Origin of the sequence: Sphingobacterium sp. UME9, assembly GCF_014170215.1 — a bacterium.
GTDB lineage: Bacteria > Bacteroidota > Bacteroidia > Sphingobacteriales > Sphingobacteriaceae > Sphingobacterium > Sphingobacterium paramultivorum.
The window spans coordinates 236,791-253,731 of sequence record NZ_LZZP01000005.1 but is presented as its reverse complement, the minus strand read 5'-3'; the positions used below and the strand labels follow the sequence as shown (position 1 = coordinate 253,731).

General features: G+C 40.9%; 8 protein-coding genes. 7 read left to right on the top strand and 1 reads right to left on the bottom strand.

Annotated features, from left to right (window positions below):
• Positions 1-5 precede the first annotated feature (5 nt).
• The 5 genes from A9970_RS09720 to A9970_RS09700 all read left to right on the top strand — a co-directional run bounded on the left by A9970_RS09720 (position 6) and on the right by A9970_RS09700 (position 11,534).
• Entirely contained in the window at positions 6-1,841 is a 1,836-nt protein-coding gene (locus A9970_RS09720) for a RagB/SusD family nutrient uptake outer membrane protein (RefSeq protein ID WP_182982154.1), read from the top strand.
• A gap of 323 nt (positions 1,842-2,164) precedes the next feature.
• On the top strand, positions 2,165-4,693 hold the full coding sequence (locus tag A9970_RS09715) for an alpha-L-arabinofuranosidase C-terminal domain-containing protein (protein WP_182982153.1): 2,529 nt from the start codon (positions 2,165-2,167) through the stop codon (positions 4,691-4,693).
• A gap of 15 nt (positions 4,694-4,708) precedes the next feature.
• A complete protein-coding gene (locus tag A9970_RS09710; protein WP_182982152.1) occupies positions 4,709-7,123 on the top strand; it encodes a glycosyl hydrolase 115 family protein in 2,415 nt (804 codons plus the stop codon).
• A gap of 61 nt (positions 7,124-7,184) precedes the next feature.
• On the top strand, positions 7,185-8,123 hold the full coding sequence (locus A9970_RS09705; protein WP_182982151.1) for a glycoside hydrolase family 43 protein: 939 nt from the start codon (positions 7,185-7,187) through the stop codon (positions 8,121-8,123).
• A gap of 594 nt (positions 8,124-8,717) precedes the next feature.
• The gene (locus A9970_RS09700) at positions 8,718-11,534 is read left to right on the top strand and encodes a glycoside hydrolase family 2 protein (protein WP_259655363.1); all 2,817 of its coding nucleotides are present in this window, start codon (positions 8,718-8,720) and stop codon (positions 11,532-11,534) included.
• A 128-nt stretch (positions 11,535-11,662) separates the two neighbouring features.
• Here A9970_RS09700 and A9970_RS09695 read toward each other — a convergent pair whose 3' ends face one another.
• Entirely contained in the window at positions 11,663-13,048 is a 1,386-nt protein-coding gene (locus A9970_RS09695) for a glycoside hydrolase family 28 protein (RefSeq protein ID WP_182982149.1), read from the bottom strand.
• A 630-nt stretch (positions 13,049-13,678) separates the two neighbouring features.
• Here A9970_RS09695 and A9970_RS09690 point away from each other — a divergent pair.
• On the top strand, positions 13,679-15,004 hold the full coding sequence (locus A9970_RS09690; protein ID WP_227550052.1) for a glycoside hydrolase family 28 protein: 1,326 nt from the start codon (positions 13,679-13,681) through the stop codon (positions 15,002-15,004).
• A 41-nt stretch (positions 15,005-15,045) separates the two neighbouring features.
• Positions 15,046-16,893, top strand: a complete 1,848-nt coding sequence (locus A9970_RS09685) for a rhamnogalacturonan lyase (protein WP_182982148.1) — start codon at positions 15,046-15,048, stop codon at positions 16,891-16,893.
• Positions 16,894-16,941: the final 48 nt, after the last annotated feature.

The following is a 16,941-nucleotide window of genomic DNA, read 5'->3' as shown; positions in this document are numbered from 1 at the left end:
ATACTATGTTTATCACATACAGAAAATATTCGAAATATTCACTCTGGGCCTTATTGGCCTGTAGCCTCTCTTTTACATCTTGTAAGAAAGCATTGGATTTCTCGCCCGAGGATAAATTGGACAGTTCAAAAATGTACAATACGCTTGCCGATGCTGATGCGGTAGTGCTTGGGATTTATGGGCAAGTAGCTGGGTTAGGGGAACGTTATATTGTCCTGAACGAATTAAGGGCCGATCTCATGGACGTCACACAAAATGCAAATCCCTATTTGCAGCAAGTTTCCAATCATGAAGTAGCAGAAGATAATCCATATGCAGATCCATCTGCTTTTTATAAAATTATCTTCAATTGCAATGATGCCTTGAAGAACTTCAAGGTGATGGAGCGACAGGGTAAGTTGAGCAATACCGAATTCAATCAGCGGTATTCTGACCTCGCTATGCTACGTGCATGGTTGTATTTACAATTAGGGATTCACTTTGGAAATGTCCCCTATATCAAAAATACCATTGAAAGTGTTGACGAGATTAAAAGTTTGGAGAACTATCCGAAAACAACTTTCGATAATTTGGTTGATTCTCTCATTAGTGACACAAAAGACCTGCCTTATCAGGATCCGTATGCCTACCCAACAGGTAGCACATTGGTTTTTACGACAGATGGCGCGAGCACACAGAAAGTGTTCATCAGCAAGGCTCATGTCCTGGGCGAACTCTATCTTTGGAAAGGAAACTATTATGAAGCGGCAAAGAGTTATAAGCGATTGCTGTCTGCTGAAGACAATAACAGTAATATTGATTATCTGTTCAATTTCAACCGTATTGGCTGGAGCTACTTTAATGTAAGTTTTGCGAGAGCCCAGGAGGGGTCATCTTTGGTAAATTCCTTAACAGCAGGCTGGCGAAGTATGTTTGCGCTATCGAACACGGTACGGGAATGGAATTCCGAATGGAACTGGTCAATTCCATATCACAACTCTTTTGTCCCTGGAAATCCTTTTATAGCGCTATTTTCTAAGTCAGGTAACTATGCACTTAAGCCCTCCCAAAAGGTGATTGATTTATGGAATTCACAGACCAATAATGCGGGTATTCCCTGGGATCCCCGGAGTAAGCTATCTTATGAAGTTGCTGCGAATGGTGATCCAGTGATTACAAAATTTACGGATAATTCAGGGGATTTATTAAGCTTGTTAAATAAAAGCGGTCGTTGGAACATCAATCGAGCGGCAGGGGCGCACCTGCGCTTTGCTGAGGCTGCCAATCGGGATGGTCAGGGACGTTTGGCCTATGCATTAGCGAACTGGGGCCTGATTAGTACCTTTTATTATGGTGCGTTTACGAGTGCAGGAACAATTGCCCCGGGTAATTTTTTCGAATTGGAATCCGAAATAACTTATGAAGGATTTGGGACAAATCGGACCACTTATGCTGAGTCTTCGCCCTATTATTTTGACGCACGCGACAATGCGAGTATTGTGCGCGGAGTTTGGTATCGGAATTCGGGAATCCGTGGACGGGCTACCATGCCGCGTTGGCAATTCTCAGGCATTGAATATGGTCCGGGTACAGTCGGTGGTTACGGAAGTATGATGACAGCCTTCGACGTGCCGAAATCAGATCTGGAGGATAAGATTATCGAAGAATCAGCTCTTGAGTTAGCCTTCGAAGGCGAACGCTGGTCAGATCTGATGCGCATAGCAAAACGCCGTAACGATCCAGCTTTCCTAGCCGATAAAGTCTATGAGAAATTGCTGAAAGCAAATAACCCGAAAGCTGGAGCAGTACGTAGCAAGTTGATGGATATGAAAAATTGGTATTTACCTTTTAAATTGCGGTAAACCTGATATACGTTTGGATTATTGATTTAATGGTTAAAGGTCTGCTTTGTGCAGGCCTTTTTCTTTGTCTTAGATGTTGACCATGAGACAGCAGGATAGTGAATTCGAAATTGTTTAATATCATTGTGTAGAGATACCATACCACTTGTTAGCGGTAATCGATACTTCTAGGCTCTATCAACAGCTCATTCAAATCGAGTAATTATCGTGAGACGAGTATGTAATCGTAACATGTCAATGACAGTGTAATCTTTTGATAATGCCATTTGCGTTTTATAAATGTAATTTTTACATTTATAAGTATTTCTGATTAATTATAACCAATGGAACGAGTTTCTTTAAAATTTAGAATCTACTATTTTTTTCTGGCAAAAGCGATCTGCTTTTTTTGTCTATTTTGGATTTTCACTACCCCTACATATGCCTATAGCAGCGGGACTTCTGAACCGGATTCGGCTTATTTCTTTGCTTATGCAAAAGAAAAGAATGCTGGCAGAGAAGGGCTATTATATGCCTGGAGTTTGGATGGTAAGCAATGGAACTCCATCGGGACAGAACTTGCCTTTGTAAAGTCAGATTATGGACGCTGGGGATCAGAAAAACGGATGATAAATCCTGTATTGTTTCCTCGAACTGGAGGCGGCTGGTCCTGTGCGTGGCAATTAAGTACTGAAAGTGACGGTCCTTATGCATATACTTTTACATCCGATTTTTTCAATTGGGGCAGACAAGATTATTTTATTGCATTAAATGATTTGGATAAATCAGTGGTATCTTTTGTAAAAAACAGTTTATTGACTCGTGATAATATCTCCATGAATGGCGAAAGTTTACGTGGAACCAAGTTGAAAGTTTCATGGTCTGTTATTAAAGAATTAATCAAGCATTATGATCTCGCGCTGCTTAAGCAAAAACAATGGTCCGAACGAAGCGTTGACGATGACGCCCGCTTCCCTGGCCTAAAGCCATTGGATGTCAAATTAACGCCGAAGGTAGGGCAAACGAAGTCCATCAGTGATATGTTAGTGGGTGTTTTTTTTGAAGATATTAATTATGCCGCAGACGGAGGTCTTTATGCAGAATTGATTCAAAATAGAGACTTTGAATATAAATTGAGTGATAAACAAGGCCGTGATAAAAATTGGAACGCGAAAACTGCTTGGCGTATGGATGGCTCGGGACAATTTCATATTGACAGCATCAATCCAATTCATCCTAATAATAAACATTATGCGAGATTGCAAGGTGAAGGCATCCTCAGAAATATAGGCTACGATGGCATTGCCTTAAATAAGAACGAACGCTATGATCTTTCGTTTTTCGGAAGGGGCACTGTTGGTAAAGTACCTAAACTAAAGATCCGGATAAGTACAAAAGACGGAAAAATCCTCGATGAGAAATCCGTAATTGTTGACAGTAAAAACTGGAAAAAATATCAATTGGTATTGACATCCAATGAAACCTGTAAGGATGCCGTATTGGAATTTGTATTTACAGACCGACAACAATTGGATTTGGATCTGATTTCTTTATTCCCTCAGCATACATTTAAAGGGAGAAAAAATGGATTACGGAAGGATCTGGCCGAGGCTATAGCTGCATTGAATCCCCGTTTTGTCCGTTTTCCGGGTGGCTGTTTAGCACATGGGGATGGAATTGAAAATATCTACCATTGGTCTAATACTGTAGGGCCGCTGGAAAGCCGTATGCCACAGCGTAACATGTGGGGATATCATCAAACCGTGGGCTTGGGGTATTACGAGTATTTTCAATTTTGTGAAGACATCGGTGCCTATGCTGTTCCTGTAGTGGCGGCTGGTGTACCCTGCCAAAATTCGGGTGCTCATGGTCACCCATTGGGTGGACAACAATGTGGTATCCCAATGGAAGATATGGATGACTACATCCAGGAAGTACTGAATCTGATTGAATGGGCCAATGGCGATAAAAATAGTACCTGGGGAAAGGTACGAGCTGCCGCGGGGCACCCCGAGCCATTTCATCTAAAATACATTGGTGTTGGTAACGAAGATTTAATATCGAATGTTTTTGAGGAGCGTTTTACCATGATCTATAACGCTATCCGTGCAAAATATCCCGAAATACAGGTTATTGGAACGGCAGGGCCATTTTTTGAAGGAACCGACTATGTAGAGGGCTGGAAAATCGCTAATAAATTGAATGTACCCATTATGGACGAACACTATTATCAGACACCGGGCTGGTTTATTCATAATCAAGACTTCTATGATAAATATGATCGCAGCAAATCACAGGTGTATTTGGGCGAATACGCTGCCCATATTCATGGGCGAGCGAGTACCTTGGAAGTTGCATTGGCTGAAGCGGCATATCTCACGGCATTGGAAAGAAATGGTGACGTTGTTAAGATGGCCTCTTATGCGCCATTGTTGGCCAAAGATGGCTATACGCAATGGCGCCCCGATCTTATTTATTTCTCCAATACTGATGTAAATTTAACACCATCCTATTATGTACAGCAATTATTTGGGCATAATAACGGAACCGAATATATTCCAGTAGAAACAGTTTATGCTAATGCTGACGTTGAGGTACAGAAGCGTGTGGCATTTTCTATTGTTAAAGATCCGAAAGATCAATCACTCATTGTAAAGCTGGTTAATATTTTGCCTGTTGCGGTCAATATACAATTGGAATTGGATCAACTCAATTTGAAGGGTGATACGGCTCTTGTCGCTCAGTTGGCAGGGGAATTGGAAAGTAAAACGGCAAAACCCGAAGAAAAGACCATGTCCGTTGACAAGCTTAAAAACCAGCAATTACCGCCTTATTCGTTAACTGTCATCCGAATTCAGTCGGGTGCAAAATAGCCTCATTCAATTCATATGATATATCCAGCTTTGCAGAAGAAGTCTATTTTAGTTTTTATAAACCTCTGTTTGACAATTGTGCCCTTGTTTGCCGGCTCAGGCTTCAATCTGATCAAAAATAATCGGGCTGCGGATATTTATTATGGTGGAAGAAATCCTATCATTGAAACCGCTTTGGAACTTTTGGATGCAGATGCACAACAAGTTGGTCAATCTGCTTTTAAACGAATCGACAATGCTGATCCTGGGGGGATTATCGTTGGAGAATTGCATGATCCAATAATTGGCAAATTGATAAAAGATTATCATATCCGTCTTCCTGAAATGGAAGGTCAATGGGAAATGTTTTGTTTGAAGGTGCTTCCGATAGAAAAAGTACCGACACTTTTAGTGATAGGATCTGATGCTAGAGGTACGGCATATGGAGTGATGGAAATTTCTAGAAAATTGGGCGTTTCTCCATGGAGTTGGTGGGCAGATGTGGTTCCCCTTAAAAAATCAACAATTTCTCTGCCCGTCGATTTTGAAGACAAGCAATTTCCTAAAGTGCAATTCCGGGGAATTTTTTTAAATGATGAGGACTGGGGATTGACACCTTGGAGCAGCAAAACCTATGAACCCGAAGCAAAGTTAGATGCAGGAATTGATCCAGCCAAAACAAAAAAAATGGCGACGATAGGGCCTAAGACCTATGCACGTATTTTTGAGCTGTTATTAAGGCTGCGGGCTAATTCAATTTGGCCAGCAATGCATGAAGTAACTGTTCCTTTCTATTTTGTCCAGGGAAATCGCGAAATGGCTGAAAAATATGGAATATATATCGGCTCATCTCATTGTGAACCCCTTGCTCGAAACAGTGCGACGGAATGGGATATCGTAGGTCGGGGGCCCTATAATTATTTGACAAATAAAAATGAGATTGTTGATTATTGGTCCAATCGACTCAAAACACTGGGGCAATCCCATAACATATTTACACTGGGTATGCGCGGGAAACACGATGGAGCAATGGAAGGCGTCAAAACAACTGAAGCCTATAAAGATGCGATCAATAAGGTCATTAAAGATCAAACGGGTCTGTTGAAAAAATATGTCAATGCAGACCCAGCGCAGATTCCTCAGGTTGTTATACCTTATAAAGAGGTATTAGACGTGTATAGGGCCGGTATGGATCTTCCTGACTATACAACACTGATGTGGTGTGACGATAATTATGGTTATATCACCCACTTCCCAAATCCGATAGAAAGAAAAAGATCGGGTGGTAATGGACTGTATTATCATGTTTCCTATTGGGGACGACCACATGATTATCTTTGGTTGTCGACCATGAGTCCGGCGCTGATTTATCAGCAGCTTAATACAGCTTATCAACATGATGTTAAAAAAATGTGGATTGTCAATGTTGGGGATATTAAGCCTGCTGAATATCAGATTGAACTCCTGATGGACATGGCCTGGGATATGGACCAGGTAAAAAAAATAGGCATCTACCAGCATCTGAATCAATTTTTGCAACGGGAATTTGGACGTCGTTTGGCGAAGAAGATCGTGCCGATTATGCAGGAACATTATCGGTTGGCTCATATTCGAAAACCTGAGTTTATGGGAAATACACGTACGGAAGAAAAAGATCCAGCCTATAAAATTGTGAAAGACCTACCTTGGTCCGAACAGCAGATTAAAAAGCGATTGGTGCAGTATAAACATATTCAAGATGCAGCCACCGCAATTGAGGCATCAGTCCCCTTGGATCGCAAGGATGCATATTTTGAATTAGTCCTGTATCCACTTGTTGCAGCGGCAAAGATGAATGAAAAACACCTTTATGCGCAATTGGCACGTCATGGCAAAGCTGAATGGCAAAAAAGCCACGATGCGTATGATAAAATCGTTTCCTTAACTGCGCAATACAATGCCTTGAATAAAGGTAAGTGGAAGGGGATAATGGATTATAAACCCAGAAACCTTGCTGTTTTCGATAAGATTATAGAAGAGAAAGCTGTTGCTCCACTGGCCAATAATGATCAGCCCGTCAAGCGGATTCCTGGTAGAGATCTAAAAGGCTCAATAGGATATGAAGGTTTGGGGTATGAAGGGCAGGCCGGAGCTATCCCATTGGATGTAGAAGCCAGTTATCCGCTCAAAGGGCTCAAAGGCGATTCTGTTACCATTGTCGTCCACTTGCTGCCTACACACCCGGTCTCTTCAGATGATTTGCGTTTTGAAGTTTCCTTGGGGCAACAGCATTCGCCTGCCATTTCTTATAAAACAATTGGACGAAGTGAGGAGTGGAAAGAGAATGTCTTGCGCAACCAGGCCATTCGAACGATTAAATTTAAGGTTGCTTCATTGCAACAGGACATATTGCGTATCAAAGCGCTTGATGAGGGCGTAGTGGTCGATGAAGTAACACTATATTTGGATTAAAGTATTCGTTTCCTGCTCTATAATGGAAATTCGTTATAGACTTATTCATAAGATTATAAAAATGAAAAAACAATTTCTAGTCACGCTCCTCGTTATTTTAACTTGCCTCGTTAAGGCACAATCTTCTGTCTACCTTTTCTCTTATTTTATAGGTAATGGTGCTGACGGACTGCATCTTGCTTATAGTTTGGATGGTCTGAAATGGGAACCCTTGAATCAGGGAAAAGCTTTCTTAGTACCAACGGTAGGAAAAGATAGGCTGATGCGTGATCCCAGTATTTGCCAAGGCCCTGATGGCACCTTTCACCTTGTATGGACAACGGGTTGGTGGGATAAAATTATCGGATATTCTTCTTCCAAAGATCTTGTACATTGGACCGAACAAAAAGAAATTCCAGTCATGGTAGATGAACCTGATGCGAAAAATGCATGGGCTCCGGAGCTTTTTTACGACAAGGCGACGAAGGAATATTATATCATTTGGGCCACGACGATCCCTGGTCGACATAAAGAGGTACAGACCAGCGATAGTGAGAAAGGCTTAAACCATCGGATGTATAACGTCACGACAAAGGATTTTAAACGTTTTTCAAAAACCAAGTTATATTTTGATCCCGAATTTAGTGTCATCGATGCGGCCATTATACAAAAAGGCAATAAGGAATACATGATGGTGTTGAAAAATGAAAATTCTAACCCACCTGAGAAAAATATTCGGATCACAACAACAAAGAGTTTAGCGAAAGGATTTCCGACGACTGTCTCTAAGCCGATTACAGGAAATTATTGGGCGGAGGGGCCTGCTCCGCTACAGGTTGGGGAGTATATATATGTATATTTTGATAAATACCGCGACCACAAATATGGAGCTGTACGAAGCAAAGACGGCATCAACTGGGAAGATGTCTCCGATCTGGTGAGCTTTCCGAAGGGAGTACGTCATGGAACAGCTTTTACGATAAATCAAACGGTTTTATCAAATCTGTTAAAAGCAAACTGATAATCCTATGTATAGTTCCTGAAACTTTATTTTAGTGTGTTTTATTTGGAAAACGTGCACTAATTTTTTTAATAAGGAAGGCTTGCCTACTTTACCTTTTAGAACGGAGTAGTGTATTTCTGAGATCTTTCTTTCGAAATATTCACGCTTTTGTAATGATCAAATTATAATACTGTTGCCATCTTAATAGAAGTGATTGTTATAAAAAAAGGTTTTCAAACGGGGAGAATGAAAACCTTTAAAATAACCAATTAATCCTAAATTTATGATAAAAAATATGATACTATTTTGTTGGCGTTCCTTTGATAAAACTCATTTGGTTTCATCTAAATTATAATTTACGTACTTACCACCTAAATTTGGGAATAGCCAATTTAGTAAGGCAAGTTTAAGTATATTGAAGTGATTTGTCATCCTGTGCTGTTCTGTCTGAACAGTATGGTATGCCTAAATAAAATGTTGGTGAATAAAACCATTCAGGTAAGTTCAGGATGCTTAAGTGTCCTGAACTTTTTATTTTAGAGGTTTGCTAATTCAATGAATAAACCTATGCTTAAAATTCGAATTGCCTTCTTTACTTTGATATACGTTATAATGGCAAATATTGCCTCAGCACAAACGATGAAGGAAATACACTATCTCTCAGGAACGGACAACGTTCATACGGTCAATTGGGACTTTTGGGTAACTGGGGGACGTAAGGCTGGAAAATGGGATAAGATTGCGGTTCCCAGTCATTGGGAACAACAGGGATTTGGGGCTTATAACTATGGTCGGGACTATGTGACCTATGGCAAGAATTTCATCTTTCACGATGAGAAAGGTTTGTATCGGCATCAATTTACTGTTCCAAAAAACTGGAAAGGTAAAAAAATAAGCCTTGTGTTTGAAGGTTCGATGACAGACACCGAAGTTAAGATCAACGGTAAGTTAGCCGGAGATATCCACCAAGGTGCTTTCTATCAGTTTAAGTACGATGTCACCGACAAGATCAGCTTTGACAAGGCCAATATATTGGAAGCCACTGTATCAAAAATGTCTTCCGATAAATCTGTTAACAATGCCGAGCGCCTTGCAGATTATTGGATTTTAGGCGGTATTTATAGACCCGTATACTTGGAGGCGACACCACAGGAGCATATCAGCTGGACAGCTATCGACGCAAAAGCAGATGGAACTTTTCGAAGCAACGTGCATTTAGAAAGCTTATCTAAAGCCACTAATCTACAGGTGGAGATCAAAGATTTGAAGGGCAACGTGATCGCAACTCAGAAGTTCCCGATTATGGCGAAAGATTCGGTAAAATTGATCGAAATGAAAGTGGAAAAACCGTTATTGTGGACAGCGGAGACGCCAAACTTGTATCAGGTCACGTACACCCTATGGGATGGGAAGAATAAAGGATATCAATCTCAAGATCGTTTTGGTTTCAGGACGATCGAAGTTCGAGAAGGAGATGGTATCTATGTCAATGGTGTAAAAGTGAAGATGAAAGGTGTCAACCGTCATGTATGGTGGCCCGAAACTGGACGATCTGTGAACGCACAATTGGATCTGAATGATGTTAAACTGATCAAAGAAATGAACATGAATGCGGTACGCTGTTCACATTATCCGCCAGATAGATCGTTTTTGGCCTATTGCGATTCATTGGGCTTATATGTTTTGGATGAATTGGCCGGATGGCAGAAGGCATATAGCACCGTTGTGGGTAAAAAGCTAGTGCGAGAAATGGTTATTCGAGATGCCAATCATCCGTCCATTATACTTTGGAGCAATGGCAATGAAGGCGGGCATAATAAAGAACTTGTTGATGAGTATAAAAAATATGATCTTTCGGCAAGAACGGTAATCCATGCACATCATAGACCTGGGAACGCCATCAATGGAATCGATTGCAACCATTATGAAGACTTTTATTCAACAAAAAAAATTCTGGAAGGGCCAAACATTTACATGCCGACTGAATTTCTCCATGCACAGGACGATGGCGGCGCCGCAGCAGGATTAGCGGATATATGGGAGTTGCACTGGAATGCCAAATTAGGTGCAGGCGGATTTATTTGGGATTTTGCAGATGAAGGTATCGTACGTACAGATTTCAACAATGTGATTGATGTCAACCGCGTAAATGCCCCCGATGGAATCCTTGGGCCACATCGCGAAAAAGAGGGAAGTTTCTATGCTATTCGGGAAATCTATTCACCTGTGCATATTACGATGAAGAAATTACCTGCCGACTTCAATGGAACTATTCCGGTGGAAAATCGTTATCACTTTACCGACCTAAAAGATTGCAGGTTTGAGGGTAAATTGATTACTTATAAACAGCCCTATGCTGAAGAAGCGGGGGTGGACTCAGTGTTGAATCTAAAGATAAGTAGTCCTGTATTGGCTCCGACTCAAAAAGGAAACGTGCAATTGAATTTGCCTGCAGACTGGAAACAGTATGATGCGCTAATATTGACGGCAACTGGCCCACATGGGGAGGAAATTTATACTTGGACATGGCGTATAAAATCCAATCAGGTTCTTACAGCTGAAATCCTACCTTTAAAATCTTCTACCGATGTTGAAGCGAAAGAGGACAGTGTGAATTATATCCTCAAGGCAAACGGAATAACAGCTTTTATCTCCAAAAAAACAGGATTATTGGTTGATCTGGCCAATGATTATAGCATGAAATTAGCTTTTAATAATGGCCCGGTGCTTATTGATGGACAGTCGGAGCTGAAAAGTGCTAAACGTTGGCAGGATGGAAAAAATGAAGTTGTTGAGTTTATGTTTGATGGCAATCTAAGTTTTATCCGTTGGACGATGCGGCCAGACGGCTGGTTGAAACTTGATTATGCTTACAATATGAAAAAAACGGTGCCTTATGCCGGAGTAAGCTTCAACTTTCCTGAAAACTATATTATTGGGGCCAAATGGCTCGGTAATGGGCCGTATCGCGTATGGAAGAATAGGATGCAAGGTGTCACCCTAAATACATGGGAAAAAATGTACAATGATGGAAAAGCCGGTATTGGTCCATGGGCATTTCCTGAATTTAAAGGCTACTTCTCCGATGTTAGCTGGGTACAATTCAATACAGTGCAAGGCAAGTTTTTGGTCGCAACAGATCAGGAAGATTTATTTGTGCGATTGTTCGAGTTTTACGGAATTTCCGGTCCTAAAGGATATCCGCAATTGCCGTCTGGAGATATTTCCTTTTTAGATGCTATTCCCCCTATTGGAACAAAACTGGCGTTGGGAATTAATGGAAATGCTGCCGTGAATGGACCCGCGGGTGAGCTTAATCAAATGGATAAAAGGATTAACCGGACACTCTATTTTTACTTTGGAACCCCAAAAGGCGAAAAAGAAAATACACAATTTGTGATGCCTAAGGTTAATGTGTTGACAGATTAAAAGAATAATGCATAAAAAAGGGCTTTTCTATGTTAATAGAAAAGCCCTTTTTTATGGTGTAACCCTAATAGTATGTATTCTTTTCAATAATGCTTATTTAGGTTTCTTGAACCCCAAAAGGTTGTGCTTTATTCACTTTTATCGCTATTCGTGTAGGAAAAATCATTGACGTATTTATTTTGAATAGCAGTTGATGTTGTTTTTTTAAGATGTACATCCTTCAATTGTACGGTCTGAATTGGAAGTTCGGGATTGCCATTGATCTTCGAGACAAACTGCCCTACTTCAGCTTTAATGTGGGAAAGATAGACATTCGTTATTGGAGTCAGTTTTTTTACTTTGGTTGGTACCAGGTTGCGCCATTGATAGAGCACATCCGTATCTATTCCAAGTATACCTTCCTTTACGTTTTGGGCTTTGATATTTGAAAAATAAATGTTTTTAACGTAACCGCCCATACGTTCATTGGTTTTGATGAAAAGTAGATGCATGAGCTTCTCATTCGGCAGTACCGTGCAATTGTTTACGTAAATATTTTCAATCCCTCCCGAGAGTTCACTCCCAACGGCAAGGAGCTGATGACCGTCACGGATCTCGCAATTGCGGATCACAATATTCTTTGTTGGCGTTTTCAACCGCCAGCCTTCGGGATTTCTACCGGACTTCAAGGCAATAGCATCATCCCCTTGGTCAAATACACAATTTTCAATCAATACATTCTGACTCATTTCTGGGTCAATTCCATCATTGTTATGCCCATGGGCGTAGATGTCGATGCCACGGATAAGCGCATCTTTCGTTAGGTAGAGATGCAAGGTCCAAAAAGGACTGTTTCGGATCTTGATATCTTCGACCCTCACATGTTGGCAACGGTTAAATTGAATAAACTGAGGTCTAAGGTTGGATGTGTCGTTGACCATGATCCGTTGTTCGACAGGTAGCCCTTCTTGTGCCCAGTTGTAAAGATTTTTGATGCTTTCCATATGCGGTTTTGGTCTGGGAAACCATTTCTCCCAAACAGTCAGATCTGCTTTTATGGTTCCCTTACCGGTAATGGCAACATTTGTCGCTTCGTATGCGTAGATCAGTGGGGAGTAGTTATAGCATTCTAGTCCTTCCCAGCTACTGTGAACAGCAGGTAAATAGTCTTTCGGGTCGCCCGAAAATAATAAGGTTGCTCCTGCACTGACATGTAAGTTGACATTGCTCTTTAAGTGGATTGCCTTTGTTGACCATTCTCCAGAAGGAATAATGATATTGCCACCCGATGTTGTCGCTAGCGCAATTGCCTTCGCGATTGCTGTGGTAGTACTTTCCTTATCACCCTTACGTGCACCAAAATCGCGGATATCGTAGTTTTTACAATGCTCGAAATTTGGGACCTTAAATACTGGGATTTCAAAAGGAGCTTTGATTTTAATATCGTCTTGGTTGATCTTGCTGATCTGCGCGACGCTCAATCGAGTAAAAGCGATCGATAGTAAAATAAGGGTGAAGATTGATTTATATTTCATGTTAATAATTATTTCATGAGCACGCAAGCTCGGTTTGTGTTTTTTAAGGCCATATGGCATATGGAATATCCAGTTTATTTTTCATCAGGAGGTCCTAAGCAATTGGTTAAAAACAATAAAGACTAAAAATAAGGAACAATCAAGGGGGAACCTAATTTTACCAAGCAGGACAGTACAAGGTGGTTTGGATATATTTTCTTAAGGATAAGGTATCACCAAATCCATATCAACTCCTGACTGCTAGCGGATTGTTAAAAAGGTGAGAGCATGGTGAATCAACCTCTAAAAGGTGGACTCAACGTGGACTCACTGTGCACTCAACGTGGTTACAGTGAGGAGTTGGTCATAAGTTGGTGTGGGGTTGGAGTTGAGAATTCTATAACAAATATATTACGAATGACGTTGAATCCCTGTTTTTAACCTTATTATACATGAAAACGAGCACTTTCTGACTGTACTGTCTGGTTTGTTCAGGATACTACAGGACGGCTCTTGTTAAAAATGTTGATACTTTTAAAACTAGCTACTTATTTAAGTATCCTTAAATACGCTAATCAATTCGAAGGCATTGTCTACACTTTTTAATTAAGCTGTAGACAAGCGGGGAAACAAGACTTAATAAAACTAAATATGATGAAAAAATTCTTTCGATTTTTATATCTACTCACATCAATTGCGATTTTGTCCAATGCACATGCGCAAGGAAAGTTTCCGGACGGAACAGCAATCTCAAAATGGTTCGAGACTGTAAAATCGACTGAGATCGGAACGCTCGGAAAGAAATTTCTCATCACGGATTTTGGTGTGGTCGCAGATAGCACCATCGTGCAAACTGCCAAAATCCAACAAGCAATTGATAAAGCATATGAAAGTGGAGGCGGTGTCGTCGTCGTACCTAAAGGGATCTATCTGAGTGGTTCATTATTTTTTAAACCAAAGACACACTTGCACTTGGAAGAAGGGGCTGTGTTAAAAGGAAGTGATGATATCGCAGACTTTGCGCTAGCGGAGACTCGAATGGAAGGTCAGACAGTGAAATATTTTTTGGCGCTTGTCAATGCAGATCAGGTGGATGGATTTACAATTTCGGGCAAAGGTACACTCGATGGAAACGGGTTGCGCTACTGGCGATCCTTTTGGCTTCGAAGACAGTTTAATCCACAATGCACAAATATGGACGAGATGCGCCCACGCTTACTTTATGTTTCCAATAGCAAGGACGTACAAATTTCGGGCATTCGTTTGATCAATTCACCGTTTTGGACCTCACATTATTATAAATGTGAAAATCTCAAATTGATCGGTTTGCACATTTCGGCGCCCAAGGAACCTGTGAAAGCGCCTAGTTCAGATGCGATCGATTTGGATGTCTGCCGTAATGTGTTGATTAAGGATTGTTACTTATCCGTTAACGATGATGCGATTGCATTAAAAGGTGGTAAAGGGCCTAAGTCCGACAAAGATCCTAATAATGGACCTAATTCAAATATTATTATTGAGAATTGTTTCTTTGGATTTTGTCATAGTGCACTGACTTGTGGTAGTGAATCTATTCATAGCTATAATGTGATTTTTAGGAACAATACCTTAGATAAAGCACGCAAGCTGTTGCAGTTAAAGATGCGGCCGGATACGCCACAAGAATATGAAAACATTTTGATCGAAAATGTAAAGGGAAATGTCAATAGCATGTTGTTTATTAAACCTTGGACCCAATTTTTTGATTTGAAGGGCGAGAAAGATATTAAAATGTCCTATGCAAGAAATATTGTCCTACGCAATATAGATCTGGATTGCGACATCGTATTCGATGTCCTAAATTCGGAACAATATGTGCTGTCGGATTTTACATTTCAAAATATGCACGTCCGTGCAGCCAAAGATCCAGCGATTCACAGGGAATATATTAAAAACTTTGTCCTAAATAATGTAACTGTTAATAATAAAAAGCAATAATAATATGTACCAGCATATTGCTGTGGCTTAGACCTTGAATTATGAAGACAAAACTTATTCTTTTGACTGGGGCACTGATCGGTTCCCTAGCCGTTTCAGGCCAACGTAAAATGGAGTTTTTGGATCGGGGGATGGTGGGTGTAAAAACGACGGACAACGCTGTTTTTTTAAGCTGGCGTTTGCTTGGCACTGACGATTTTGATACGGCCTTTGCAATTTATAGAAAGGAAGGGAATGGCAAGCAGAAAAAACTAAATACTTCACCTTTGACCAAAGGGACTAATTTTTTGGACGATCATGTCGATTTGAATCAAGATGTTACTTACATTTTGGATATAGTAACCGGAGGTAAAGAAAAAGAAGTTGCTAAATTGACCTTATCGAAAGATCAAAAAGTACAGCAATACTTAAATATTCCTTTACGTACTCCCAAAGGATACACTCCTGGTGATATTTCTGTAGGTGATTTGGATGGCGACGGGACTTACGAACTGATTGTTCATCAGACGGGTGTTGGACATGATAACGCACACAATGGGATTACTTCGGAACCTATTTTTCAGGCATATAAACTAGATGGTACTTTTCTCTGGGAAATCAATTTGGGTAAAAATATCCGGGAAGGAGCACATTATACCCAATTTATGGTATACGACCTCGATAGTGACGGCCGTGCGGAGCTGGTCTGCAAAACGGCCGACGGTACGAAAGATGGACTGGGAAATGTCATTGGTGATGCCCAGGCCGATTGGCGTGATACCGTATTAAATTCGCGGACTGTTGGTCGCATATTGAAAGGACCTGAATATTTAACCGTATTTGATGGATTGACGGGCAAAGCCCTAAGCTCTGTAGATTATCTACCAGAACGTGGAGAGCTAAATTCATGGGGAGATACAAATGCTAATCGCAGCGATCGATTTTTAGCTTGTGTAGCCTATTTGGATGGTGTACATCCAAGTGTTGTGATGACACGGGGATATTATGAACGGACAGCTCTGGCAGCGTGGGACTTTAAAGATAAAAAATTAGTGAACCGCTGGGTATTTGATAGCAAAGTTCGTAAAGATCCTTATTCCGGACAGGGATATCATAATCTTACGGTCGCGGATGTTGACCAGGATGGCAAAGATGAAATTGTATTTGGTTCGATGGTTATTGATGATAATGGCAAAGGTCTATACAGTACAGGACTGGGACATGGTGATGCGCTGCATGTCGGTGACTTAGATCCTGAAAGACCCGGCCTGGAGATCTTTGGAATCCATGAACTGAAAGGAGGGCGGAAAGGGACCGGCGTGGCTTTATTGGATGCCAAAACTGGTGCAATATTGTTTAAAAGTGCAATAGACCAAGATATTCCCCGCGGTGTTGCTGCAAATATAGATCCCGATCATAAAGGGGCGTATCTGTGGTGGCTGGGATCTAGAGATATGTACGATACCAAAGGTAATCGTGTAGGGCCGGCTCCGAGATCGACCAATTTTTTGATTTGGTGGGATGCTGATTTGAGCCGGGAACTTTTAAACAGTAACTATATTGAAAAATATAAAAATGGGAAAATAGAACGAATCTTTACGGGGATTGGAGCATCGTCGATCAATGGAACTAAAAGTACACCTAACCTGAGCGCGGATATCTTTGGCGATTGGCGTGAAGAATTGATCCTACGTGCAGATGACAACCAAAGCCTACGTATCTATACAACAACGATCCCTACAACGCAAAGGGTATATACGTTGATGCATGATCCACAGTATCGCTTGAGCATAGCATGGCAGAATGTGGCTTACAATCAACCGCCACATACGGGGTATTATCTCGGCGCAGGTATGGATCGTCCAGTCAAGCCGAACATTCAGCTGGTAAAGTATGCCCATAAAAAATAGAAATTTGGAAGCGCGATTTGGATTTTTTGACTAAAAGAAATAGATAAG

Coding starts and splice junctions, on each gene's coding strand:
- A9970_RS09720 (WP_182982154.1), top strand. CDS start 6: ATGTTTATCACATACAGAAAATATTCGAAATATTCACTCTGGGCCTTA.
- A9970_RS09715 (WP_182982153.1), top strand. CDS start 2,165: ATGGAACGAGTTTCTTTAAAATTTAGAATCTACTATTTTTTTCTGGCA.
- A9970_RS09710 (WP_182982152.1), top strand. CDS start 4,709: ATGATATATCCAGCTTTGCAGAAGAAGTCTATTTTAGTTTTTATAAAC.
- A9970_RS09705 (WP_182982151.1), top strand. CDS start 7,185: ATGAAAAAACAATTTCTAGTCACGCTCCTCGTTATTTTAACTTGCCTC.
- A9970_RS09700 (WP_259655363.1), top strand. CDS start 8,718: ATGGCAAATATTGCCTCAGCACAAACGATGAAGGAAATACACTATCTC.
- A9970_RS09695 (WP_182982149.1), bottom strand. CDS start 13,048: ATGAAATATAAATCAATCTTCACCCTTATTTTACTATCGATCGCTTTT.
- A9970_RS09690 (WP_227550052.1), top strand. CDS start 13,679: ATGATGAAAAAATTCTTTCGATTTTTATATCTACTCACATCAATTGCG.
- A9970_RS09685 (WP_182982148.1), top strand. CDS start 15,046: ATGAAGACAAAACTTATTCTTTTGACTGGGGCACTGATCGGTTCCCTA.